Below are 23,877 nucleotides of genomic sequence, written 5' to 3'. Positions count from 1 at the left end.
CCCCGGTGGGCGGCCCTGGCCGCCCGCCGTGAAAATACAATAAACCTCTGTTATAACAATAACCTACATCCCATAAACAATAACAAAGAGCACCGCGCATGAAAAAACACACTCTCTCCCTGCTTGCCCTTGGTCTGGGGGCCGCCTTGGCATTGCCCGCACTGGCGGTCGATGAAGGCAAGATAGTGATCGCTCACCGGGGGGCCTCCGGCTACCTGCCCGAGCATACCCTGGAGTCCAAGGCATTGGCCTATGGCATGGGAGCCGACTATCTGGAGCAGGATCTGGTGATGACCAAGGATGACCAGCTGGTGGTGATGCACGATCACTTCCTCGATGGCATCACCGATGTGGCCGAGCGTTTCCCCGGCCGGGCCCGCCCGGATGGTCGCTACTATGTGGTGGATTTCACCCTGGATGAGGTGCGCTCCCTGCGCATGACCGAGCCGTTCCAGCTGGTGGACGGCAAGCAGGTGCCGGTCTATCCGGCCCGCTTCCCGCTGTGGAAGTCGAGCTTCAAGATTCATACCTTCCAGGAAGAGATCGAGATGATCCAGGGGCTCAACAAGAGCACCGGCAAGAACATCGGTATCTACCCGGAGATAAAAGCCCCCTGGCTGTTCCGCCACGAGGGCAAGGACATCTCCAAGGCGGTACTCAAGGTACTGAAGGAGTACGGCTACACCAGCAAGAGCGACAAGGTCTATCTGCAGTGTTTCGATACCAACGAACTCAAGCGCATCAACAGCGAACTGATGCCCGCCATGGGCATGGACTTGAAGTTGGTGCAGCTGATGGCCGAGACCGACTGGAACGAGACCATGGTCTATGACGCCAAGGGCAAGGCGACCCCCTACAGCTATGACTGGATGTTCAAGCCGGGTGCCATGAAGGAGATCGCCGGCTATGCCGAGGGGATCGGCCCCTGGAAGCCGATGATAGTGCCGGAGCCGGGTACCTTGGGCAAACCGACCTTCACCGGCATGGTAAAAGAGGCCCACGCGGCCGGCCTCAAAGTGCATCCTTATACCTTCCGTCAGGATGAGGGCCAGATCCCGGCCTATGCGAAAGACTTCACCGACCTGCTCAACATCTTCCTCTATCAGGCGGATGTGGACGGGGTATTCAGCGACTTCCCCGACAAGGCGGTCGAGGTGATCAAGGCTCACGGCAAATAATAAAAGAAGAGCAACACGGGAATGCAAGCGGGGCCTGGTGCCCCGCTTTTTTATGTCGGTGGGCAAGGAAAGATAGAAGGAGTGTAATCATATGTTTACGATTATAGTGTGATGAGCATGCGCGGAGCACTACTTTCTGGCCGAAAGGCTCTCTTTTGTGGTCATTTATCCATCTGTCAGCGAATAAATCCACTGGTTTCACTTGATTGTTTGTTTTTAATTGGTAAGGTGAGGGCGGTTGCGTAACAAAGCGCTGACTTGTGTAAACAAAAGTGAACAATCAGCGCAGTTGGCTTGAAACAGTAGAGAGAATGAGAACATGCAAAGAGATCCCCTGAACAACATCCATATCCAGTCCGAACAAGTGATGATCACGCCTGCCCAGCTCAAGGAGAAACTGCCCATCTCCGATCGCGCGCTGGCATTCGTGCAAGGGGCCCGCAATACCATCGCCGACATCATCCACCGTCGCGATCACCGCTTGCTGGTGATCTGTGGTCCCTGCTCGATCCACGACATGGACGCCGCCAAAGAGTACGCAACCAGACTCAAAGCGCTGCATGACGCCTATCAGGACTCTCTCTACATTGTCATGCGGGTCTACTTTGAGAAGCCGCGCACCACGGTCGGCTGGAAGGGCTTTATCAACGATCCGAACCTGGATGGCACCTTCGACGTGGAGCTGGGTCTGCACCGCGCCCGCGAGCTGCTCTGCTGGCTGGCCGAGCTGGAGCTGCCGCTGGCCACCGAGGCGCTCGACCCCATCAGTCCGCAATACCTGGCGGAGCTCTTCTCCTGGTCGGCCATCGGTGCCCGCACCACCGAATCCCAGACCCACAGGGAGATGGCCTCCGGCCTCTCCATGCCGGTCGGCTTCAAGAACGGCACCGACGGCAACCTGGGCACCGCCATCAATGCGCTGCAGGCAGCCTCCAGCCCCCACGCCTTCATGGGGATCAATCAGCAGGGACAGGTCGCGCTGCTGCAGACCCAGGGCAACCCGGATGGTCACGTGATCCTGCGCGGCGGCAAGCACCCGAACTACGACTCGGTCAATGTGTCGCTGGCGGAAGAGGCGTTGGAGAAGGCGGGCCTGCTGCCCGGTCTGGTGGTGGATTGCAGCCACGGCAACTCCAGCAAGGATCACCGGCTGCAGCCCAAGGTGGCGGACAACGTGATCCACCAGATCCAGGAGGGTAACCGCTCCATCATCGGGGTGATGCTCGAATCCAACCTGTTCGAAGGCAATCAGTCGAGCGAGCAGCCCAAGTGCGAGATGCGCTACGGTGTCTCCATCACCGATGCCTGCATCGACTGGGAGACCACGGATGCGCTGCTGGCCCGCTGCCACAGCCAGCTGGCGGCACCACTTTTGGCCAGAACCAAGGCATAAGCCGTGGTATCTTGTCAGCACTGATTGAACAATCGAGGTGTCACCGGCCGAGGCGGTGACACCTCGTTGCCTCTTGAATCACAGGGCGTCGCTGCGGGCGGCGCCGCAGGGACCGGATATGGCTGAAGAGTTGAATGCCCTCAGGGACAAAATCGATGCGGTGGACAAGCAGCTGATTGATCTGCTGGCTGCCCGCCTCGCCCTGGTGGGGGAAGTGGGGGAAGTGAAGAGCCGGCACGGCCTGCCCATCTATGCGCCGGATCGGGAGGCGAGCATGCTGGCCCGCCGCCGCGCCGAGGCCGAGGCCTTGGGGGTGCCGGGAGATCTCATCGAGGATGTGCTGCGCCGGGTGATGCGCGAATCCTATATTCTGGAGTCCGCCAGCGACAAGGAGCACCACTTCAAGTGTATGAAGCCTGAGCTCGGCAAGGTGGTGATCATCGGTGGCGAGGGGCAACTTGGCCGCCTGTTCGGCAACCTGTTCAGCCTCTCGGGCTACCGGGTCGAGACCCTGGGTCAGGCCGACTGGCCGCGCGCCGACGAGATCCTGCACGGGGCCGGACTGGTGATGGTGGCGGTGCCCATCGACGTGACCTGCGAGGTGATCGATCGGCTCGGCAACCTGCCAGCGGACTGCCTGCTGGTGGACGTGACCAGCGTCAAGAGTGAACCGCTTGCCCATATGCTGGCGGTACACCAGGGGCCGGTGCTGGGGCTGCACCCCATGTTCGGGCCGGATGTGGCGAGCCTCGCCAAGCAGGTGATCGTCTGCTGTCAGGGGCGCGAGCCCGCCGCCAGCCAGTGGCTGCTGGAGCAGATGACCATCTGGGGGGCGCGTTTGCAGCAGGTGGAGGCCAAGACCCACGACGAGGCGATGACCTTTATCCAGGCGCTGCGCCACTTTGCCACTTTCGCCTACGGCTGGCACCTCTCCCGCGAGCAGGCCAACATCGACCGCCTGTTGGCGTTGAGCTCCCCCATCTACCGGCTGGAGCTGGCCATGGTGGGACGGCTGTTCGCCCAGGATCCCCACCTCTACGCCGACATCATACTGTCGTCGCCGCAGAATCTGGCGATGATCCGCCGCTACTACCAGAACTTCGGCGAGGCGCTGGGCCTGCTGGAGCGGGGGGACCGGGAGGGTTTCATCGAGGCCTTCAGCCAGGTCTCCGGCTTCTTCGGCGAGCGGGCGGACGAGTTCCTGCGCGAAAGCCGCACCCTGCTGGCCCAGGCCAACGATCGTCGCCATCACGGCTGAGAATGACTAAAAGCAAAAGGGGCCTGTCGGCCCCTTTTGCTTTTGCATTCAGCTTGCGCGCTGTACCGCCTCTATTCTGGCTGCGGCAAGCGCAGATCGGCGCCATCCCAGCCCAGCGGCAGGGTCAGCAACTGATCGATCAGCTCCCGCCGATCGGATTTTTCCAGATAGGCGAGGTAGAGCGGGCGACTCAAGGCCTGGGCGCCTTCCACCAGGTGCAGGCGCCCCTGCTCCAGGAAGGGGCTCACCATGCGCCTTGGCAGATAGGCGGCGCCGCCGTTGGCCAGCACGAACTGCAGCGCCATGTTGGCGGAGCTCGAATGCAGCACCGGGGTCTTTTGCAGGCTCTGCAGCCGGCTGGGCTGGGGTTCGAAACTGGTGCCCCAATCCAGATGAATGTGCGGCATCTGCATCAGGCTGTCGGCGTTGGCGGCGGGATCCCGGCTCACCAGCTCGAACACCAGCTCGCCGATGGGGTGCAGGGCAATCTCGTCGATCTTGGTCGGCTCGGAGAGCAGGGCGAGATCGAGGGAGCGCTCCAGCAACTGGCGGCACAGGTGCTCGCGGGAGGCGGTCTCGAGCCGCACCGCCAGGCCTGGGGCCAGGGCATAGACATGGTTGAGCCAGTCGTTGAAATCGAGCTCCCAGAACACCGCGGGGGCACCGATGGCGAGCTGCTGGCTGAAACCGGGGGAGAGTGCCACATCCTGCTTGGCACGGCCCAGAGTATGCAAGATGGCGTCTGCGTAGGGCAGCAGACGCTCACCGGAGGCGGTCAGGCGGATGTTGTTGCGATGGCGGGCAAACAGACTGACCCCGAGTTGCTGCTCGAGCTGGCGGATCCGAAAGCTTACCGCCGACTGGGTCAGGTAGAGATTTTCAGCTGCCCGGCCGAAGTGCCGGGTCTTGCTGACCTCGATAAACGTCCGAAGCAGTTCGGTATCCATTAATCGATGGACTCGTCACTGCCACCACCGCTGCCACCTTCAAAGCCGCCACCGCCGGTCTCCTCGTTGGCACCGCCAGCGACGGTGCACAGCCGGTGCACGCGCTTGGGACCGATCACCTTCAGATACTTGAACCACACCTTGGCGTGGGGGTTGCTGCCGGCGGCACCGGATTTGACCTGTTCGATAAAGGCGCTTTCTACGTCATCACGCGGGGCCAGATTGCCCTGATAGAGCGCGAGCATGGCGGTGCCGTATTTTTCCAGACTGTCCGCTTCGGCCACAGTGAATTCGCCACTGCGACGCAGGCCACGGGGAAAATGTTTGAAGTCGTTGAAACGCTTGTCTGATTCGAAGCTCATAGTGCTCTTTTTCTGGTTAGTTTGACCTTTGCGGGCAAGTATCATCAGGCCGTCGCAGAGTGCAAAATCAATTTTTTCACTATATGGATAAATATCTTTAATCGAAAGCGGTTTAGCCATGATCCAGTGGGTCTGAGCCGGGGAGAAGGGCAAAAAAGTGAGAAAAAAAGCGGAGTTATGTCAGGTTCTGTAAAGGTTCGAGCCTCTGGTCAGACGACATTTGGCTAAAAATAAAGCGCCATTCGGCGCTCTATTTTGTTGTATTCATGAACCAAAGCGGGAGGTTTGGTCTCGATGGAGACTCACTCTATCATGGCTGGCTGAGCCAGGGTGTCGGCACGCCACAGACGGTAGCGTACTTCATATTCCTGCGGTACGTAGAGCACGAACGGCAGCTTGGAGTTGTAGTTCACGAAGAAGCCCTGACCGTAGATCTGGACGAAGGTCTCTTTCTTCTGGCCATCCGGGCAGGCCATCAGGGTGCTGATGGGATCGGACACCTTGCCGAGCATCAGGTAGTTGTAGCCCCAGCCTTTGACGCTGTGCTGTTCCAGGTTGCCGGCAAAACGCGGCACATTGCAATCGACCATCATTTTCTTGCCGACCTGCAGCTCGACCATCATGTCGGCTTCGTTCTCGACTTCCGGCAGGCGGATCACCACACGTTCCTGGTTCACTTCGGCGGCCGGGAACATGCTGATATCAAATTTTTTCGGTTCGGCGGCGAAGGCATGGCCGCCCAGCAACAAGGCGCCCAGCAGGCTAAAACGCAATACGGTTTTCATCTGTACCTCATGGGGTTGGTTCAACGCCGCTAGACTAACCGCTCTGCCCGTTTCATGCCAGCGATCTGCTACGTAAAAACTGCGTAAAATGACGCAGATCCGGCACACAATGACGTGTTCTGGCTATTTTCTGACAGGACGGAAGAGAGGCTAAGCGACAGGCCGGGTGGCAAACGCGGGTGGCCAGTCGGGATCCTGTGCTCATCGGGATCCCCTGGCCACCCGGCTTCATCAGCGCACCAGCAACACCTGCTTGGCCCAGGCGCCGGGCGCCCGCATGCCGACGGCGCCGCTGGTGATATCCAGATAGGCGACCCCCTTGCTGGCCGGTACCGGGGTCGAGGACCAGAGATAGACGTAACCGTCGTTCACCTCTTTTCCTTCGCCGGCCATGGCGCGGGGGAAGATGGTTTCGTTGAGCGCCGGCTTGTAGCAGGCGGACTCCAGCACGCTGGCCAGCTCCTTGATGGTGGGCAGCCGCCAGCCGCCGTAGCCACCGAAGTGGTAGAGGGCATGGCTCGGCTCGGTGCGGATCCGCTCGGCGGTCAGCAGGGCCTGCTGCCAGTAAAGCCGGGTCGGCTCGCCTTGGCAGCTCTGGTTGCGCCAGGTCTGGCCGAGCTGGCAGCGCATCCAGGTCAGGCCGGTGGAGCGATCCGTGACGGTGCCGTTGCCGCGGTCGATGAAGCGGGCGGTGGGGCTGGTTCTGGGCATGTTGTCATCACAGATGGCGGTGGCCAGGGCGAGGGGGCTGCCAAGGGTCAGCAGCAGGGTCAACATCAAGCGGTTCATCGGGTTACCTCCGCCACCAGTCGCAGTTGCAGACCGTTGGCATCATCGCTGTTTTGAACTGTGGTGGCGTAGTCGGTGCCGGCATCATCGCCAAGGAAGATGTGGGCAATGGCGCTGATGGGGGCGCTCTCCAGCCGGCGCGAAGGGGTCAGGGTCTGGCTCCAGTAGTAGCCGCTGAAATCCTTGCTGGTGGTGCCGACATCGGGGAAGTAGCGCACGTCCATGCTCACCGTCTGGCCGTCCTGGCGGGCGAGGGAGCCGTAGTGCTGCAGGCTCATCAGCTCGCGCGAGTGGGGCATGCGCCAGCTGGTGATGCCGCACAGCTGCTGGGCGTTGAGCCACTGGCGGTACTGCTCCGTGGTGCAGATGGCCTCGCCCTCGGGGCAGGCGTAGTCACGTTCCTCCTGAGTGGGGTGATAGTCGCCAAGCTCCCAGGCGAAGGTGCGGTGCAGATCGCGCGGGCTGGCGGGATCATCGAGCTTCTTCTCCCAGACCAGGCCGGTGTTGAGATCCTCCACGCACTCCCAGGCGGGGGCGTCATCGGCCAGCGGCTGACCCTGGCCGTCGAGCTTGCGATAGCGCAGCGGCGCCTTGTTGAGGCTGGCTTCCTGCCCCGGGTGGTCGGCGGGCTCCTGGGTGAGCAGGTAATCGACCCCGTCCGTGTAGGTGGTGACGCCACTGCCGGTGATCAGTGGATGGGAGTGCTGTTGCAGCAGCCGGGCACTGACGCGCTCCTGCTGGCTGGCCAGCTCGCCGTGCAGGGCAAAGTGGCTGGCCAGCTCGGGCAGCAGGCTGCCGATGGCCGGCCACACCAGCATATGCAGGGTGGCGGTCGAGAAGCCCTCCTGCGCCTGTAGATCGGTCTCGACGACCGCCTGCAGCAACTGACCCAGCGCCAGGTTGAAGTCGCTCAGCCGTGAGAGGGCGGCCAGATCCTGGCCCGGTTGCAGCGGTGCCAGCGCGCTCAGCAGCTGGTCGAGGGCCTGCCTCGGGGGCTGCCCCTCGGCGATGCGGTATTGCAGCAGGGTGCTGAGCGGGCTGGGGGTGAGGTGCTGGCCGTCGAGCCGGGCGGCGGGGTGCAGCAGCACGGGGGCGGCCGGGTTGCTTGGCAAGAACAGCAAGGTACTGGTCAACAGCGCCGGGGCGCTGCCGCTCAACCGGTGAGTACCGGCCGCGCCGCTGACACTGGGTTCCCCCGCATCACAAGATGCATTCTGGTTGAGGTTGACGCACAGGGTGCCGGCTTCGGGCAGGGTCACGGTCAGGCTGTAGTCGGGGGCCGCCAGCGGCGCCTCGTCCGAGCCGCCACCGCCACAGGCGGTGAGCAGGGGGGCCAGCAGGCAGGCCAGGCGGGAGTAATGTGGTGTCATCTCTTGTCCTTGGGCAAGGGGGCCTTGGCCCCCTCTTCTTATATATGGATGGGGTGGATTCAGGTGCGCTGGCGCAGGCGGCGCCAGAACGTCAGCGGCAGCAACCAGAGCAGGTTGGCTGCCCCGCCGCCGCTGCCGTCGTCCACCTGGAAGTGGATGATGCCGTCATCGGGCGGAGTGATCGGCTTGCTGCACTGGGCGCCGGTGCGCTGGCTGATGCTCCAGCCGTTGATGCGGCCCCGATTGCCGGGCTTGCTGTCCACTATCTCCAGGGTCCAGCGGCCGGCCAGCGGCTCCCCTTCCAGCGCGCTGAAGGGCTGCAGGGGCAGCAGCTCGGTGGGGAACACCCCCTTGAGGCGCGGCAATGGGCTGTAGCCCTTGTTCCAGATCTGGATGCGGGTGCCGGAGGGGGAGTTGAGCCAGATCTCCAGCTCATCGAGCGCCGGGTGTTGCAGATCCAGGTTCAGTTGCAGCCGGTCGCTCACCCTGGCCTCGCTGCTCCCTATCAGCAGGCTGGTTTCACTGAGGCCACGCACCTCGTCGCTCATGGCATCGCTCAAGGTCAGCGGCTGGCCGCTGGCACGGCTGACGATGGGGGCGCCGATGGGCAGGGTCAGCGACTGCTGCCACTGGCGCTCGGTCGGGCTGGTGCCGCTCATGGCGAGGCTCACCGGCAGCGCCACCTCGTCGCCACAGGCGAGCGGGCTCTGGGCCAGCAGGCGCAGGGTGGTGGTCATGCTGGCACCCGCCGCGAGGGTCGCCGGTTGCCAGCTGTAAGGATCGGCCTGCAACCCGGTTGGCAGGGTGAGGGCCAGCTCATTGAGGGTGACCGGCGCCTTGCCCTGGTTGGTGAGGGTCAGCTGCACCGACTGGCGCTGCCCCAGCTCGATGACACTGCCATCACTGAGGCCCACATTGACCGGTGCCTGCAACAGGCCGTGCTGGCGAAACGCCTGCTCCAGCAGCCTGGCATAGGGGCGCGCCGGGTAGAGCCGGGCGGCGGTATCCACCGTGATGCGGGCCAGCTGCGGCATGCGGATGGCCGGGCCGAGACCGAAGTGGGACTCGATGATCAGGCGATCAAACTCGTCCCGCGCCCCTTCGCCCTGCTCGGCGACCGCGGCCAGCAGCGCCTGGAACAGCGGAGTGCCCCACAGCTGGTCGCCATTGCTGCCGTTGATGGTGCGGTGGGCCGGGTAGTTGTAATCCGGGTGGTAGCGGGCGCGCAGATCGTCCAGCTGGCGCGGGGTGCGGTCGGTGAAGCGGGCATCCCAGTTGAACACCATGGCGGGTTCGAACTGGCGGCCGGCCTCGCTGCGCTGGCGGTGGCTGGCCGCCAGGTAGTCGCTGAAGCCCTCGCCGATGGCACCCCAGTCCGCCTCGTCCCCCAGATCCGGCACTATGTGATGTTGCACCGCGTGGCCGAACTCGTGCCAGATCACCATGGGGTCCTCGGCATCGGGCACGCCGCTGCGACCCAGCTCCAGCCGGCGCTCGAACGGATCGTAGAGGGAGTTGTCCTGATAGCCGGCTTCGGTATCGATGTCGAGCGCCCCCGGGATGAGATCGGCAAAGCCGAGGCGCTTGAGGTGGCGCTGGGCCAGATCCAGGTGGTAGTAGGCGTTGATGTCGGCAAAGCCGCGATCATCGCGGGTGAGGCGAAACGCCTGCGGGTTGTCGGCGCTGAAGGGGGCGGTGTCTGGCTCCATGGCATCCACCACCCGGGCGTGGGGGCCGCTCAGCAGATAGCGTCCACCCGCCAGGGTGACCGGCAACAGCACCTTGTCCTGATAGGCGGCATCCGCCAGTTGCAGGGCTTCGTGCCAGACCAGGCTGGCGTCGCGCAACTGGGTACGGGGATCCGGATCGAATACCCGAGCCTCCAGCTGGGTGTCGCCGGCGTCGGCGACGCGGCTGGCCTGGGTGGTGGCGGCATCCATCCAGCGACCGAGCTCACGGCTGCCGTCACAGCTGGCGAACAGCTGCACATAGCTGGCCTTGGCGTTGCCCGCCTGATGCTCGCGCACCCGTTGGCGCAGGGCCGGCACCAAGGTGTCGCCGTCGCGCCAGTACCAGGCTTCAACCGGACCAAGGGTGTCGATGTCACTGCCGCCATCGCGCAGCTGCTCCAGCAGGGGAGCCAGATTGCCAGCGGCGTCGCAGCCGGGTTCGTGGCTCTGCAGCGGCCGGCTGTTGTGATAGATGCGCCAGGGCTTGCCTGTTTGATCGACGCTGACGGCGGCCTGAATGGTGGCCACCGGCAGGCCGTTGACCAGCTGGCGGAAGCTGTAGTGATGGCCGAGCAGACTGGCCCGCTCGTAGTCGGGGGCCAGGCTCACACCCAGGCGCTGTTCGAGCCAGAGCTTCGGCGTGGTGGTCAGCGGTTGTTCATCGACAAACAGCAGCTCGGCCGCCAGCAGCGGCTGAGAGAGCAGGGTTGCCGCCAGCCAGAGGGCCAGGGAAGAGGGTTTCATGGTTTACTCCAACACAAAAATGAGAAAAGGGATCACCGGCCGGCTCCCGCCAGGGTGAGCAGGAAGGCGTACTCGCGGGCCGCCTGCTGGCGTGCGTTGCCCGGGCTGGTGCGGTGGCCGCCGTCGAGGGCCGTGCTGAGCAGATAAGGGCCCGCTCCCGTGCTGTGTTCCCGCAGGCGGGCCACCCACTTGAGCGGCTCCCAGTAGGGCACCTGACTGTCGTGCAGCCCGGCCGTCACATAGACGGGGGGATAGGGGGCCGCGTGCAGGTTGTCGTAAGGGCTCAGACGGCGCATGGCGACGTAATCGGCGGCAATGGCCGGGTTGCCCCACTCGGCGTACTCCTGGCGGGTGAGCGGCAGTTCGGGATCGCTCATGGTGCCGATGAGATCGACGAAGGGCACCTGCAGCACGGCCCCGGCGAAGCGGGTCGGTGCCTGGTTGAGGGCCGCCGCCACCAGCAGGCCGCCGGCGCTGCCGCCCATGGCGAACAGCCGGGCGGGGTCGATGGCGGGATCCTGGGCCAGCGCAGCGGCCACGGTCAGGAAGTCGTCCACGCTGTGCTGCTTGTGGCGACCGCGCCCCGCCAGATACCACGCATCCCCCAGCATGCCGCCGCCGCGCACGTGGGCGATGGCGTAGACGAAGCCGCGATCCAGCAGGCTCAGCACCTGCGGCTGGTAGTAGGGGCGCATGGGGGTGCCGTAGGCACCATAGCCGTAGAGCAGCAGGGCCTTGGGGGTGTGGATATCCTTGCGCCACACCAGGGAGACCGGCACCTTGACGCCATCCTTGCCCACCACCCAGCGGCGCTCGCTCTGGTAGGGGGAGGGGAGGGCGGCCCGGGAATCCGGCAGCCAGCGGCCGCTGGCGAGATCGAGCTGGCGCTGGTGCGGCGGCTCGGCCATGCCCTGGCGACGGATCAGGATCTGCCCGCTGGCGGGGTCGTGGGCGCCCTGGATCCAGGCCGTGCCGGCCCCCTCGGTCAGCGGCAGACGATGGCTGAGCCGGCCGCGGCCATCCAGCACATCGAGCCAGTCATCCCCGTGATGGCGATATTGCAGCACCGTGTAGTCGGTAAACAGGCGCCACTTCTCGAGACTCCTCTGCTCGCCAGACCAGAGCGGCTGCCACTCTCCCTTGGCCACCTGGCTCAGGTCGGCCACCTGATAGAGGCCGAGGGCACCGTCCCGGTTGCTCTTGAGCAGCACCCGCTCCCCCTGGGTATCCAGGTAGTACTCAAGGCCGGCCTGACGAGCCTTGAGCAGAGCCGGTGTGCCCTCGTCCAGCAGGTACTGCTCGGCGCTGTCGTGGTTGTTGCTCTGCAGCAGCAGGTGGCGCCGATCCGTGGTGCGATAGAGGCTGAGCAGCCAGGCGGGGTCCGCCTCCTGGTGGATCTGCTGCTCCTTGCCATCCTGCCAGGCCCACAGCTGCCAGGGGCGCAGGGTGCGGGGTTCGTTGGCGATGGTGTAGAGGGTCTTGCCATCCAGGCTCCAGAGCAGATCGCTGGCCCGGTGGGCCAGGGTGGCCAGGGGCTTGCCGTCGACCAGGTCGAGCAGGGTGATGCGGTAATCCCGATCGCCCTGCAGATCTTCGGCCAGGGCCAGCCAGCGTCCGTTCGGGTGCAGGGCCCAGCTGGCGAGCTCGTAGTAGCCGCTGGCCGGCTGGCGGGGCGCCAGCCGTTGGCGGGGCTCAGCCTGCTCGCCGTCTCGCTGCCACAGGCTGCCGTCGGCTTCCATCCGCCACTGGCTGCCCGCCTCGCTCAGCCACTCTTGCGGCATGGGCTCACCGCGCGCTTGTGCCTGCCACTCGGCCTGCAGCGCCTGCTCCAGCGGCCGCTGCGCGGCGAGCTGCTGCTCGGTCCAGCGGTTCTGCTCGCCCAGCAGGGCCAACAGGGCGGGATCCTGACGGCTGTCGTCACGCCAGCCGCCATAGGGGTCGAGCCGGGCCCGCTCTCCCGGCATTGGCAGCGGGCGGTGAGGAATAAGCGGGGCCACGAGCGGCGCCGAGGTGGCGACAGCCTGGCTCTGGGTGTCGGCAGTCGCAAGAGCGACAGGCTGGGCCGGCGCCGGATTGGCCAGCAGGCTGGCCAGCATCAGGAGTGCGTGCATCAGAGCCCCACGAAGGTGTAGCGCAGGCTGGCGCTCAGGGAGCGGCCCGTCTGGGTGTAGAGGCCCGCATCCGTGCCCGCTTCCAGCCCGGCCACATCCTGATAGCGGGTGTAGCGGGTGTCGAGCAGGTTGTCGAGCTTGAGGTTGGCCTTGAGGGCGTCGGTGATCTGCCAGTCGGCGGTCAGGGCGAAGCTGAGCCAGCCGGCGGTTTTCAGGCACTCGCCCTGCTGCTGGGTCAGGCTGTTGCCACAGCTGGGCACCCGGCTCATGGCGGCGGCGTAGTCGGCCTGCAACCCCAGGTTCCAGTCGTTGGCCTGATAGCTGAGGCGGGTGTTGCCCTCGAGCGGCGTGAGGTTGCGCGGCGATTCGCCCTGGCTGGTCTTGCCGTCGACCCAGCCCAGCTTGGTGGCCAGTTCCCACTGCTGGGTCAGCCAGTAGCTGGCAGCGATCTCGGCGCCCCAGGTTTCGGACTTGGCGACGTTGCGGTATTGACGGAGCATGACCCCGTCGCTCAGGCGAAAGCCCACCTGACGCCAGTCGACGAAGTTGTAGTAGCGGTTGTAGAACAGGGCCGGCTTGATGCTCCACTCATCCCCTTCACCGCTCACCCCCCACTCGAAGCTGTGGCTGGTCTCCTCCTTGAGGTTAGGGTTGGCGATGATCTCGAACGGCGGCAGGGCAAAGTAGTGGGGGATGTTGCCGTACACCTTGTCGTAGGAGGGGGCGCTGAAGCCGTTGGCGTAGCTCAGCCAGCTGCGCCACTGCTCGTTGAAGCGGTAGCTGGTGGCCAGGCTCGGCGAGATATGCCAGCTGTGGTTGCTCTCGCCCCGGCCATCCTGCGGGCTCAGCCACTGCTGATCCATGCGCAGGGTTGGGGTGAACTGCCACTGGCCCAGGGTCGCCACGTCTCCCAGCCAGATGCCGGCCCGATCGGTGCGGGCGCTGCTGAAGGGGGCGGACTGGGTGGGCTGGGGAATGCCGGCTTCCAGCATCAGCTTCTCCACCGGGCGCTCGTGCCGGGTGCGCGCCAGCTCGATGCCGTAGCTCAGCTTGTGCTCGATGGGGCCGGTGACCAGATCGCGGCGGATATCCAGCTCGCTGCCGATCAGCTGTTCGGTGAAGGTGGCCAGCTCCCGCTCGCTGCGATAGCGGGGGTAGCCGCTCAGCTCGTCATTTTGCAGCAGGCTGCGCTTGTTGGCGGTGTTCTTGGCGTAGTTGCCGTGCAGGTTCCAGGTAAAACGGTCGGCCAGCGGGTGGCCGAGATCCTGCGCCTCCCAGCTCAGCTTGCCGCCCTGGGAGCGTTGGGTGCCGTTCTCGCGATACTGGCGCACCTGCCACTTGCCGTCGGGCTGGGGAATTTCACGCGGCCCCTGATCCCGCTTGGCGTTGTCCTCGAAGTAGTCGAGCTCGAGGCGCAGCAGATGCTGCTCATTGAGAGTCAGACTGGAGCTGGTGGAGGCGCTGAGGCCATCGAGATCCGCCGGGATGCGGCTCTGGTCGTAGTTGGCGGTCTCGTGCCCCTGCCAGCCGGAGAGGCGCAGCAGGTGGGCGCTCTCGCCCCAGCGGGCGGCGCCGGTGGCGCTCAGTTTCTGCTTGTCGCTGCTGCCATCGTGCAGCACCTTGCTGCTGAGGTAGGCATCCTGCCCCTGCAGGTAATCTTCTGGCTGCTTGGTGGTGATGACCACGGTGCCGCCGATGGCGTCCGAGCCGTGCAGGGCGGAGCCGGCCCCCTTGGCCACCTCGATCTGCTTGACGTCATCGAGATCGAAGCTGAAACGGCCCACCTTGTCGTTGAGATCGTCGGCGCCGAAGCCGTCGCTGACCCGGACCCCGTCCTTGATGATCAGCACCCGGTTGCCACCGATGCCGCGGATGCTGATGTTTTGCGGCCGGCCCGCCGAGCCGGTCACCGAGACGCCGGGTTCGTTCTTGAACACGTCGGTGAGCTCGGTGGCTATCTGGCGTTCCAGATCCTCTTCGGTGATGACGGTGATGGAGCCCGAGATGTCGGACAGTTTCTGTTCGACCCGCTGACCCTTGACCACTATGGTCTCGCGCGCCTTGGGTGGGGTGGTGCCGGAAGTGTCTATGCCGGCGGGATCGCCGGCGGCCAGCGCTGTACCGGACAGCAGCATGGGCCAGTAGTGAAGCAGTGTTTTCATATTGAGAATAATTATTATTTGAGCCTGAAGGCCGCGGATTATTGCAGAGAGGTCCAGTCAGATCAACGATTGATAATCATTATCATTTTGTTTTTATGATCCTGATCAGACTGCATTTTTTGATTAAGGCATCAGTAGCAACGCGGGCCAACGTTTGCGCCCGCAGGGCGCTGGGCGGGCTGACAGGGGATGAAACGGGGGAGGGTGGCAAGGTGTTGGCTTGAGGGCTTGGCAGCTCATGCCAAGGTGATATCGGCAATAAAAAACCCGCTGCAGGAGCGGGTTTTCAAAGGGCACGAGGCAGTTATCAGGGGGCGCGATAGAAGCGGTTCAGCTCGTTCATCACCTGGATCATGACGCCCATGTCGGGGGTGCCGTGCTTGATGGGACGGTAGCTGTTTCGCTCCAGCAGCTCGAAGTCACCCTGCTTGTTGAAGTGGGTGATGGTGTTGCCCTGATAGATGGCAAAGTCGCGCTGATCCCCCGCCAGCAGCCAGTTGCGCGGGCTGGTGTCGAACAGGTTGCGGCCGATGCTGTAGTCCCGTGGCGCATTGCGCACTCCCAGCATGCTCTGCATCAGGGTCGGCACCAGATCCAGGTGGCTGCTCACCGGGCTCGTCGGCAGGGTATCGTTGCCCGGCCAGGCCAGCACGAACGGCACCTGCACCTGATAGGGCGAGTAGTTGGTGCCATAGCCCCAGCTGTTGTTCTGGGTCTCGTTGAACTCCTGACCATGGTTGGCGGTGACCACGACGATGGTCTGTTCGCCAAGCCCCTGCTGTTGCAGCTGGGCCAGCATCTGTTCCAGCAACTGGTCGGTGTAGAAGACCGCATTCTTGTAGCGGTTCTCCAGCTTCACCAGATTCTCGGCCTGATAGGCGGTGGCCGGGTTGAACTTGGTGAGCTCCGGCTGGAAGGGCCCCTTCACGTTGGCCGGCAGCTGATAGTCACCCGGGCTCGACAGATAGACCAGCGAGAACCAGGGGCGGTCCGGCGAGCGCTTGGCGAGCCACTGCTGCCAGTCGCCGATGAGCTGGGTGTCGTCGGTCTGCTCGGAGACGAACACCTGCTTGCGCAGGCCGGAGAGAATGCTCTGACGGTACTTCTGGGCATCCTCCAGCGCGCCGAACAGGCCGAACTGGTAGTCCTGGCGCAGCATCTCGTCAAACAGCACCGGCGGCGTCTTGTCGTTGCGAATGTCGTCGTAGTAGTGACCCGGCAGGCCGTAGAACAGGCTGAACATCCCCATCACATCGTCGTTGCCGCCGCTCATGTGGTTGGCAAAGTTGAGGTGCTGATCCGCATAGCGCTGCAGATTGGGCATGTTGATGTTGTTGAGCATGTCGGCACGCAGGGAGTCGACCACCACGATCAGCAGGTTCTTGTGGGTCAGCGGGGCGTTGACGCTGAGCGGACGCAGCGGGTAGCGCAAGCGGCTCGCATTGTCACCATCCTGTGACTCGGCCTTTTTCTCGTACTGATCCAGATCCAGCCAGCCGTGCTTGGCGAGGAAGCTCTTGGCGGTCATCGGGTAGGAGAGCGGGAAGTTGGCGCGCTGCATGGTGATGGGCTGATACAGGGTGGCATCGGCCCAGCTGTTGACCACGTGGGTCAGGATAAAGCAGACCAGCAGGGCCAGCCCCACCTGATTGCCGTACTGACGGCGCTTGCGCTTGTTGATCTTGCGCCAGACATAGGCCGACAGCAGCAGCTGCACCAGGAAGATGGTGGGCACCGCCACGAAGATGATGCTCCAGATCGAGCCCTCCTCGGTCTGGGCCTGATCCAGCAGCAACTGCCACACCTGGCCGTTGAGGTGGAACTTGAACAGCTGGAACACCTGGGTGTCGATGAGCAGCAACACCAGCGCCAGGGTGGCGATGATGGCCGAGATGAAGCGCAGTGGCTTCTCTTTGGGCAGCACGAAACTCAGGGGGAAGATCGTCAACAGATAGGTGACAAAGCTCAGAAACGAGAAGTGACCGATCCAGCTGATGATGAGATAGGTCACGCCGAGCGTGGTCGACGGCCAGCTGATCGCCCCCAGGTAGCGGGTGGCAATCAGCATGGCCAGAATGATGTTGAAGAAGGAGAACCAATGCCCCCAGGTGATCAGGCGAGAAACATTATCACGATAGGGGTTGCCGGTTTCGACCATAGTGATCCATCTGCTTGAAAAACATCAAAGAATGCGAAGAGACTCAGTGAGCATCGTGGCGATGATCCACCGAGGCGGTGAGCGCCTGGATGTATTTTTCGGTGATCGCCTGACGCTGGGCCGGGGCCATGCCATTGATGATATTAGTGGTCAGGTTGCCGAGCACCATCAGACTCAGATCCACCGGCGCCTTGTGCTTCTCCAGGGCGGTGATCAGGTCGTTCATCAGGGCGTCAAACTGCTCGTTATTGTACTTTGATACGATGGGCATAATCTTGGGTTCATCTCGGTTCAAAGCGCCTTATAATACTTCACCCTTTCGGCTAACACTATGGCTTTGTGACATGAGTCTCGATATCGACAAGATCATTCTTCACTCCCTGCGCCAGGGCGGCGATGGTCAACCTCACGCCGACACCCGCAGCCAGCTTCTGCCTGCCGATGAGGCGGTACAGGGGCTGATGGCGGAGCTGCATCGCATTTACAACGGCAAGGGTGGCAAGGGCTTCGGCTTCTTTGCCGACCCCGAGGCCGCCGTCGCCGAGCTGGCGGAGGGGGAGAGTGCCCCCAAACAGCCTTCCCCGCTCTTTCGCATCGCCCTCGAACGGCTGCTCGGCGAACAGACCGACTTCGTCCCCTTCTCGGTCGAGATGACCCAGCTGCTGGTCAAGCAGCTGGTGGAGCACGCCCTCGACGAGCAGGGGGTGCTGCTGTTTGCCAAATACAACTACGTGGGGGTGGATTATCTGATGATCGCCCTGCTGGAGGGCAAGGAGAGCGTCACCGTCAGCGAGGCGCTGGAGCTGCGTCACATCCAGTATCTGGATATCGGCAAATTGAACCTGGTGGCCCGCATCGATCTGACCGAATGGAAAACCCAGCCGGATTCGCGCCGTTATATCACCTTCAGCAAGGGCCGGGTCGGTCGCAAGCTGGGGGACTTTTTCATGGATCTGCTGGGTGCCCGCGAGGGGATGGATGCCAAGATCCAGAATAAGGGGCTGCTGCAGGCGGTGGACGATTATTGCGACAGCCGCCAGCTCGAGCCGGCCGAGCGCAACGACTACAAGAAACAGGTCTTCAAATATTGCACCGAGCAGGCCAGCGCCGGTGAAGAGATCGAGATCAAGGAGCTGTCGGCGGAATTGCCAGGCGATGGCGACCTCGATTTTTACAGCTTCATCGGTCAGGAGTACGAGCTGGAAGATCGCTTCCCGGCCGACCGTTCGACCCTGCGCGGCTTGACCAAGTTCGTCGGCTCCGGTGGCGGGCTGACTTTGAGCTTCGAGCAGAAGCTGCTCAACAGCCGGGTGTTCTACGATCCCCAGACCGATACCCTGACCATCAAGGGGGTTCCGCCCAACCTCAAGGATCAGCTGCTGCGCCAGTCGTAATGTGATCTGCTTTCCAGTTTTGGCAAAAAGACACCGCACTTCGCTGCGGTGTCTTTTTATTTAACGGGGTAGGCAGCAGCGAAACCAACTCGGTGCTTTGTTAACAAATTAAACAGAATAATCCCCGTGAAAGGGTTTTCAGTGAGGTGAAAACCCTTTCATTCATGTTTTTTTATTTCTCTTTGGTAATTTAATTTCTTAATTTGGCGATAAATATGCCAATAAATGGCGATAACCCCCTGAAATAAGAAAATGTTTTCAGAACTTTCTGGAAGAAAATACGTAATTGCGTTTCAAAAATGCGAGTTGCGTCATGTGAGGCGGTAACGGCTTGGGATAATATTCATCTCGCACACAATGCTCTTACAGCGCGGAACTAATACAAGGAAAGGCTCATGAAAAAGAAATTGCTGTCATCCCTGATCGGTCTGGCTACTCTGGGCGTGGCTTGCTCTGCCACTGCCGCCATTGACGAAGGTCAACTGACCATCTGGATTAACGGTGACAAGGGATACAATGGTCTGGCTGAAGTAGGTAAGAAGTTTGAAGCCGAAACCGGCATCAAGGTGACGGTTGCGCACCCTGATCAGGTGGAAGTGAAATTCCAGCAAGCCGCTGCCACCGGCAACGGTCCGGACATCTTCTTCTGGGCTCACGACCGTTACGGTGAGTGGGTCAAGGCCGGTCTGCTGGTCCCCGTGACCCCGAATGCAGCCACCAAAGCCAAGTTTGAACAGTTCGCCTGGGATGCCATGACCGTCGATGGCAAGACCTACGGCTACCCGGTTGCCGTGGAAGCGGTCAGCCTGATTTACAACAAGGATCTGCTGCCGGAGCCGCCGAAGACCTTCGAAGAGATCGCCAAGATTGACGAGACTCTGAAGAAGAACGGCAAGCGCGCCATCATGTGGGCCTATGACACCCCCTATTTCAGCTACCCGCTGGTGGCTGCCAACGGTGGTTATGCCTTCAAGAAAACCGCTACCGGTTATGACGTGAAAGATACCGGCGTGGCCAACGCGGGTGCCAAGGCCGGTGTCGGCTACATCTCCGAGATGATCAAGTCCGGTCACCTGGAAAAAGGCATCGACTACGGTGTGATGGACGCCAAGTTCAACAAGGGCGAAGTGGCCATGATGATCAACGGTCCCTGGGCCTGGAGCAACCTGGACAAGAGCGGCATCAAGTACGGCGTAGCGCCGCTGCCGACCCTGAAGGGTAAACCGGCCAAGGCCTTCGTCGGCGTGCTGGGTGCCACCATCAACGCCGCCAGCCCGAACAAGGATCTGGCCATCGAGTTCCTGGAAAACTACCTGCTGACCGACGCCGGTCTGGCACCGGTCAACGCCGACAAGCCGCTGGGCGCCGTGGCGCTGAAGTCCTTCCAGAAGACCCTGGAATCCGATCCGCACATCAAGGCAACCATGCAAAACGCCCAGAATGGCGAGCCGATGCCGTCCGTGCCTGAGATGAGCCGTTTCTGGTCCTCCTTCGAAACTGCCCTCAAGAACGTAACCTCCGGCCGTCAGAGCGTTGACGAAGCCCTGGATACCGCTGCCAAGCGTATCGTTCAGTAAGCACGCACTACCCGGGAGGCCGCAACGGCCTCCCACTCTCTCAAATCTCTCTTGGCGTTATAAAGGTTAATTGGCATGGAAGTAGTACCTTCTATTGAATCCTATGCCGGTCCGAAGGATAAGCACACCTGGCTTAAGTGGACCATTGCTGCTCTGGTAGCCATCCTCAACGGTTATGCAGCCGTGATGATGTACGCCAGCGGTGAGTGGGTATTCGCTCTGCTGGATCTGGTGGTGGTCTCCGTCGGTCTGTATGTCTTCATGAACAAGAAGACCTATGCCCACCGCTATATCTTCCCCGGTGTGGCCGGCATGGTTGTTTTTATCATCTTCCCTCTTGCCTACACGATCGGCATCGCCTTCACCAACTATTCGGGATCCAACCTGCTCTCCATCGAGCAGGCGCGAGATTACCATCTGAAAAAAACCTACAAGGTGGCGGGCGGTGAATTCGATTTCACCCTCTTGGGTGGTGAGAACAATCAGTTTCAGCTGCTGCTGAAACAGGACGACCAATCCTTTATCAGTCAACCCGTTACCCTGATGAGCAACAAGGCCCGTGAACTGGCTGTCCGTGAGGGCAGAGTCCATGAACCGGTGCAGGTTGTTCAGCTGCAACACCTGGAAGGGGAGGCCGTGGACAAGGTGGCACCCATCCGGGCCATCGTCGACCATCGCACTCACCTGAGCGCACTCGATCTGGTGCTGCCGGATGGCGGAACCCACCTGACCCTGAGCAGCCTGCGCAAGTTCGCCGCCCAGAAGCAGCAGTACACCCGTCTGCTGGACGGTGCCGTGCTCAAGTCCGGGGTGGTGATCAAAGACAGCAACCTGCTGCGTGACAACCAGAGCGGCGAGCTGATGCTGCCCAACGGCGACACCGGCTTCTATCAATACATCGACGAGCAGGGCCAGTTTGTCGGCAAGAGCGTGGCACCAGGCTTCGTGGTGAGCGTGGGCTGGAAGAACTTCGCCCGCATCGTCACCGATCCGGGTATCCAGGCACCGTTCCTGCAGATCTTCATCTGGACCGTGATCTTCTCCGCCTGTTCGGTGGGCTTCACCCTGGCCATCGGCATGGTGCTGGCCTGTCTGGTGCAGTGGGAGTCCCTCAAGGGGCGCGGCTTCTACCGGGTCATGCTGATCCTGCCCTATGCCATCCCGGCGTTCATCTCCATCCTGGTGTTCAAGGGCTTGTTCAACCAGAACTTCGGTGAGATCAACCTGTTCCTGGAAGCGGCGTTCGGCATCAAGCCGGACTGGTATACCAACCCCTTCCTGGCCAAGGTGATGATCCTCATCGTCAACACCTGGCTTGGCTACCCCTACATGATGATCCTCTGCATGGGCCTGCTCAAAGCCATTCCGGAAGATCTCTATGAAGCGTCCGCCATGGACGGTGCCGGTCCGGTGCAGAACTTCTTCAAGATCACCGTGCCGCTCTTGATGAAGCCGCTGACACCGCTGTTGATTGCCTCGTTCGCGTTCAACTTCAACAACTTCGTGCTCATCCAGTTGTTGACCAACGGCGCGCCGGACATCATAGGCGCCAGCACCCCGGCCGGTACCACCGACCTGCTGGTGAGCTACACCTACCGGATCGCGTTCCAGGGCTCGGGTGGTCAGGACTACGGTCTGGCCAGTGCCATCGCCACCGCCATCTTCCTCATCGTGGGTGCGCTGGCCTTGCTCAACCTGAAATTGTCCAAAGCCGACAAGCAACTGTAAGGAGGCTTCAACATGGCAATCGTACAACCCAAATCAGTCAAATACCGGGTGTGGGCAACCCACCTGGTGATGTGGGGCTTCCTGGCACTGATCATCTTCCCGCTGATCATGGTCATCGCCATCTCGTTTAGAAACGGCAACTTCGCGGTAGGGGAGATCATCCCCTCCAACCCGACCCTGGATCACTGGAAGCTGGCGCTGGGCATGTCCATCACCAACGCCGACGGCAGCATCACGCCGCCGCCGTTCCCGGTGCTGACCTGGTTGTGGAACTCCATCAAGATCGCGGGCATCACCGCCCTGATGATCGTGGTGCTCTCCACCACCTGTGCCTATGCCTTCGCCCGCCTGCGTTTTCGTGGCAAGTCCACCATCCTGCAGGGCATGCTGATTTTCCAGATGTTCCCGGCGGTGCTGGCACTGGTGGCCATCTATGCGCTCTTCAACAAGATTGGTGACTACATCCCCTGGCTGGGTCTCAACACCCACGGCGGCCTGATCCTGGCCTACATGGGCGGTATCGCCCTGCACGTCTGGACCATCAAGGGCTACTTCGAGACCATCGACTCCTCCCTGGAGGAAGCGGCGGCCATTGACGGTGCGACTCCGTGGCAGGCATTCCGCCTGATCCTGTTGCCGCTGTCGGTGCCCATTCTGGCGGTGGTGTTCATTCTGGCCTTCATCGGTTCCATTACCGAGGTGCCCATGGCCTCCATCCTGCTGCAGGATGTGAACAATCTGACCCTGGCGGTCGGGGCCCAGCAGTACCTCTATCCGCAGAACTACCTGTGGGGCGACTTTGCCGCAGCCGCCGTGCTGTCCGGCTTCCCCATCACAGTGGTGTTCCTGCTCGCACAGCGCTGGTTGGTAGGTGGTCTCACTGCCGGCGGCGTGAAAGGTTAAGGTTCATGGCCGGGGGAGCCGACTCCCCCCGCCATCACGATTTGCAAAGATTCAAGAGCGGAGCTCGACATGGCTGAAGTAGTACTCAACAACGTTCGCAAAAATTACGACCCGGCTGTTCACAAGGACACCCTGCGCAATATCAACCTGGCCATCAAGGAAGGGGAGTTCATCGTCTTCGTCGGTCCCTCAGGTTGCGGCAAGTCCACCTTGCTGCGGATGATCGCGGGTCTGGAAGACATCACCAGCGGGGAGCTGACCATAGGCGGTCGTTACATGAACGACGTGCCGCCGGTAGAGCGCAACGTGGGCATGGTGTTCCAGTCCTACGCCCTCTATCCGCACATGAACATCTACGAGAACATGGCCTTTGGTCTGAAACTCAAGAAGATGGACAAGGAGAACATCCACAAGCGGGTGATGCGCGCCGCCGAGATCCTGGGTCTCGAGCCGCTGCTGGACCGCAAGCCCAAGGCACTCTCCGGCGGTCAGCGCCAGCGGGTCGCCATCGGCCGCTCCATCGTCCAGCAGCCGCAGGTGTTCCTGTTCGACGAGCCGCTCTCTAACCTGGATGCCGCCCTGCGGGTCAAGATGCGCATCGAGATCGCCAAGCTGCATAAGGAGCTCAACTCCACCATCATCTACGTGACCCACGACCAGGTGGAGGCGATGACGCTGGCCAACCGCATCGTGGTGCTGAGCCCGCTCAAGGGCGAGGCGACCACCAACCTGGAGCAGTTCGGCACCCCGCTCGAGCTCTACCACAACCCGGACAACAAGTTCGTGGCCGGTTTCATCGGCTCTCCCAAGATGAACTTCCTGGCCGGCGAGCTGGTGGAGATTGGCGAGCAGGAGTGCGTGGTCAAGCTGACCACCGGCGATACCGTGCGTGCCCGGGTCGATGCCCGCAGCGGCGCGGTCGGCGACAAGGTGGAACTGGGCATTCGTCCCGAGCACCTGGTGCCGCTGGATCACCCCCATGCCGACAGCAAGGTGAGCGGGGTGGTACAGGTGGCTGAACACCTGGGGGCTGAATCCTTCGTCTACATGGACGTAGCAGGGCACGACTTCACCGTCAAGGCCAGCTCCGACGTGGACGTGGCCACCGGTCAGCAGTACAGCGTCGGCATTCCAGCCGAAGCCTGCTATCTGTTCGATGCCAAGGAGCAAGCCTTCCCGCGTACGGCCAAATACATCCGCACCTGACCAGGGGCGGCTGCCGAGGTTTTCCTTTCTTTAGATTCAATGCCTTTTTGCCGGTCGCAAGACCGGCTTTTTATTGCCTGCC

At 62.2% G+C, this 23,877-nt stretch carries 18 protein-coding genes; 8 read left to right on the top strand and 10 right to left on the bottom strand.

Going from position 1 to position 23,877, the window contains the following annotated elements; translation table 11 throughout:
• Nucleotides 1-98 precede the first annotated feature (98 nt).
• The 3 genes from glpQ to tyrA all read left to right on the top strand — a co-directional run bounded on the left by glpQ (nucleotide 99) and on the right by tyrA (nucleotide 3,829).
• Nucleotides 99-1,178: a glycerophosphodiester phosphodiesterase gene (gene glpQ, locus OKC44_RS00795; protein WP_270810471.1), complete on the top strand. Its 1,080-nt coding sequence runs from the start codon at nucleotides 99-101 to the stop codon at nucleotides 1,176-1,178.
• A gap of 319 nt (nucleotides 1,179-1,497) precedes the next feature.
• The gene (locus OKC44_RS00790; protein WP_011705545.1) at nucleotides 1,498-2,571 is read left to right on the top strand and encodes a 3-deoxy-7-phosphoheptulonate synthase; all 1,074 of its coding nucleotides are present in this window, start codon (nucleotides 1,498-1,500) and stop codon (nucleotides 2,569-2,571) included.
• A gap of 118 nt (nucleotides 2,572-2,689) precedes the next feature.
• Complete coding sequence (gene tyrA / locus OKC44_RS00785) at nucleotides 2,690-3,829, top strand: bifunctional chorismate mutase/prephenate dehydrogenase (RefSeq protein ID WP_270810469.1); 1,140 nt, start codon at nucleotides 2,690-2,692, stop codon at nucleotides 3,827-3,829.
• A 71-nt stretch (nucleotides 3,830-3,900) separates the two neighbouring features.
• On the opposite strand, the gene hdfR is transcribed toward tyrA, so the two are convergent.
• The 10 genes from hdfR to OKC44_RS00735 form a co-directional block, all read right to left on the bottom strand.
• Nucleotides 3,901-4,776, bottom strand: coding sequence for an HTH-type transcriptional regulator HdfR (gene hdfR / locus OKC44_RS00780; RefSeq protein WP_201903123.1), 876 nt, complete (start codon nucleotides 4,774-4,776; stop codon nucleotides 3,901-3,903).
• Nucleotides 4,776-5,138 (bottom strand): DUF413 domain-containing protein, encoded by a 363-nt coding sequence (gene maoP / locus OKC44_RS00775; RefSeq protein WP_016350309.1) that lies wholly within the window; start codon nucleotides 5,136-5,138, stop codon nucleotides 4,776-4,778. The genes hdfR and maoP overlap by 1 nt, the downstream gene beginning before the upstream one ends.
• A 302-nt stretch (nucleotides 5,139-5,440) precedes the next feature.
• Nucleotides 5,441-5,923, bottom strand: a complete 483-nt coding sequence (eco, locus tag OKC44_RS00770) for a serine protease inhibitor ecotin (RefSeq protein ID WP_005299572.1) — start codon at nucleotides 5,921-5,923, stop codon at nucleotides 5,441-5,443.
• 231 nt (nucleotides 5,924-6,154) lie between these two features.
• The gene (locus tag OKC44_RS00765) at nucleotides 6,155-6,712 is read right to left on the bottom strand and encodes an Lcl C-terminal domain-containing protein (RefSeq protein ID WP_270810464.1); all 558 of its coding nucleotides are present in this window, start codon (nucleotides 6,710-6,712) and stop codon (nucleotides 6,155-6,157) included.
• A complete protein-coding gene (locus OKC44_RS00760; protein ID WP_270810462.1) occupies nucleotides 6,709-8,082 on the bottom strand; it encodes an Lcl C-terminal domain-containing protein in 1,374 nt (457 codons plus the stop codon). The genes OKC44_RS00765 and OKC44_RS00760 overlap by 4 nt, the downstream gene beginning before the upstream one ends.
• A gap of 59 nt (nucleotides 8,083-8,141) precedes the next feature.
• Nucleotides 8,142-10,556: a proprotein convertase P-domain-containing protein gene (locus OKC44_RS00755; RefSeq protein WP_270810460.1), complete on the bottom strand. Its 2,415-nt coding sequence runs from the start codon at nucleotides 10,554-10,556 to the stop codon at nucleotides 8,142-8,144.
• Between the two features lie 32 nt (nucleotides 10,557-10,588).
• On the bottom strand, nucleotides 10,589-12,667 hold the full coding sequence (locus tag OKC44_RS00750; RefSeq protein WP_270810458.1) for a prolyl oligopeptidase family serine peptidase: 2,079 nt from the start codon (nucleotides 12,665-12,667) through the stop codon (nucleotides 10,589-10,591).
• Complete coding sequence (locus OKC44_RS00745; RefSeq protein WP_270810455.1) at nucleotides 12,667-14,829, bottom strand: TonB-dependent hemoglobin/transferrin/lactoferrin family receptor; 2,163 nt, start codon at nucleotides 14,827-14,829, stop codon at nucleotides 12,667-12,669. The genes OKC44_RS00750 and OKC44_RS00745 overlap by 1 nt, the downstream gene beginning before the upstream one ends.
• Before the next feature lie 307 nt (nucleotides 14,830-15,136).
• The gene (locus OKC44_RS00740) at nucleotides 15,137-16,987 is read right to left on the bottom strand and encodes a DUF3413 domain-containing protein (protein WP_016350314.1); all 1,851 of its coding nucleotides are present in this window, start codon (nucleotides 16,985-16,987) and stop codon (nucleotides 15,137-15,139) included.
• Nucleotides 16,988-17,030: 43 nt separating this feature from the next.
• Entirely contained in the window at nucleotides 17,031-17,258 is a 228-nt protein-coding gene (locus tag OKC44_RS00735) for a DUF1414 domain-containing protein (RefSeq protein WP_011705556.1), read from the bottom strand.
• A gap of 73 nt (nucleotides 17,259-17,331) precedes the next feature.
• Between OKC44_RS00735 and yejK the strand changes: the two genes are divergently transcribed.
• The 5 genes from yejK (at nucleotide 17,332) to OKC44_RS00710 (ending at nucleotide 23,795) form a co-directional block, all read left to right on the top strand.
• The gene (yejK, locus tag OKC44_RS00730) at nucleotides 17,332-18,381 is read left to right on the top strand and encodes a nucleoid-associated protein YejK (RefSeq protein WP_016350315.1); all 1,050 of its coding nucleotides are present in this window, start codon (nucleotides 17,332-17,334) and stop codon (nucleotides 18,379-18,381) included.
• A gap of 395 nt (nucleotides 18,382-18,776) precedes the next feature.
• Nucleotides 18,777-19,958, top strand: coding sequence for a maltose/maltodextrin ABC transporter substrate-binding protein MalE (gene malE / locus OKC44_RS00725; protein ID WP_011705558.1), 1,182 nt, complete (start codon nucleotides 18,777-18,779; stop codon nucleotides 19,956-19,958).
• Nucleotides 19,959-20,033: 75 nt separating this feature from the next.
• On the top strand, nucleotides 20,034-21,686 hold the full coding sequence (gene malF / locus OKC44_RS00720; protein WP_011705559.1) for a maltose ABC transporter permease MalF: 1,653 nt from the start codon (nucleotides 20,034-20,036) through the stop codon (nucleotides 21,684-21,686).
• Between the two features lie 12 nt (nucleotides 21,687-21,698).
• A complete protein-coding gene (gene malG / locus OKC44_RS00715; RefSeq protein WP_005299600.1) occupies nucleotides 21,699-22,589 on the top strand; it encodes a maltose ABC transporter permease MalG in 891 nt (296 codons plus the stop codon).
• Nucleotides 22,590-22,658: 69 nt separating this feature from the next.
• The gene (locus OKC44_RS00710) at nucleotides 22,659-23,795 is read left to right on the top strand and encodes an ABC transporter ATP-binding protein (protein WP_011705560.1); all 1,137 of its coding nucleotides are present in this window, start codon (nucleotides 22,659-22,661) and stop codon (nucleotides 23,793-23,795) included.
• Nucleotides 23,796-23,877 lie beyond the last annotated feature (82 nt).

It is taken from the genome of Aeromonas sp. S41-2 (genome assembly GCF_027705845.1).
GTDB lineage: Bacteria > Pseudomonadota > Gammaproteobacteria > Enterobacterales > Aeromonadaceae > Aeromonas > Aeromonas hydrophila.
This window is presented reverse-complemented; position numbering and strand designations above follow the sequence as displayed.

Excerpts from the sequence above, each read along its gene's own strand:
- glpQ (WP_270810471.1), top strand. The coding sequence starts at position 99 with ATGAAAAAACACACTCTCTCCCTGCTTGCCCTTGGTCTGGGGGCCGCC.
- OKC44_RS00790 (WP_011705545.1), top strand. The coding sequence starts at position 1,498 with ATGCAAAGAGATCCCCTGAACAACATCCATATCCAGTCCGAACAAGTG.
- tyrA (WP_270810469.1), top strand. The coding sequence starts at position 2,690 with ATGGCTGAAGAGTTGAATGCCCTCAGGGACAAAATCGATGCGGTGGAC.
- hdfR (WP_201903123.1), bottom strand. The coding sequence starts at position 4,776 with ATGGATACCGAACTGCTTCGGACGTTTATCGAGGTCAGCAAGACCCGG.
- maoP (WP_016350309.1), bottom strand. The coding sequence starts at position 5,138 with ATGAGCTTCGAATCAGACAAGCGTTTCAACGACTTCAAACATTTTCCC.
- eco (WP_005299572.1), bottom strand. The coding sequence starts at position 5,923 with ATGAAAACCGTATTGCGTTTTAGCCTGCTGGGCGCCTTGTTGCTGGGC.
- OKC44_RS00765 (WP_270810464.1), bottom strand. The coding sequence starts at position 6,712 with ATGAACCGCTTGATGTTGACCCTGCTGCTGACCCTTGGCAGCCCCCTC.
- OKC44_RS00760 (WP_270810462.1), bottom strand. The coding sequence starts at position 8,082 with ATGACACCACATTACTCCCGCCTGGCCTGCCTGCTGGCCCCCCTGCTC.
- OKC44_RS00755 (WP_270810460.1), bottom strand. The coding sequence starts at position 10,556 with ATGAAACCCTCTTCCCTGGCCCTCTGGCTGGCGGCAACCCTGCTCTCT.
- OKC44_RS00750 (WP_270810458.1), bottom strand. The coding sequence starts at position 12,667 with ATGCACGCACTCCTGATGCTGGCCAGCCTGCTGGCCAATCCGGCGCCG.
- OKC44_RS00745 (WP_270810455.1), bottom strand. The coding sequence starts at position 14,829 with ATGAAAACACTGCTTCACTACTGGCCCATGCTGCTGTCCGGTACAGCG.
- OKC44_RS00740 (WP_016350314.1), bottom strand. The coding sequence starts at position 16,987 with ATGGTCGAAACCGGCAACCCCTATCGTGATAATGTTTCTCGCCTGATC.
- OKC44_RS00735 (WP_011705556.1), bottom strand. The coding sequence starts at position 17,258 with ATGCCCATCGTATCAAAGTACAATAACGAGCAGTTTGACGCCCTGATG.
- yejK (WP_016350315.1), top strand. The coding sequence starts at position 17,332 with ATGAGTCTCGATATCGACAAGATCATTCTTCACTCCCTGCGCCAGGGC.
- malE (WP_011705558.1), top strand. The coding sequence starts at position 18,777 with ATGAAAAAGAAATTGCTGTCATCCCTGATCGGTCTGGCTACTCTGGGC.
- malF (WP_011705559.1), top strand. The coding sequence starts at position 20,034 with ATGGAAGTAGTACCTTCTATTGAATCCTATGCCGGTCCGAAGGATAAG.
- malG (WP_005299600.1), top strand. The coding sequence starts at position 21,699 with ATGGCAATCGTACAACCCAAATCAGTCAAATACCGGGTGTGGGCAACC.
- OKC44_RS00710 (WP_011705560.1), top strand. The coding sequence starts at position 22,659 with ATGGCTGAAGTAGTACTCAACAACGTTCGCAAAAATTACGACCCGGCT.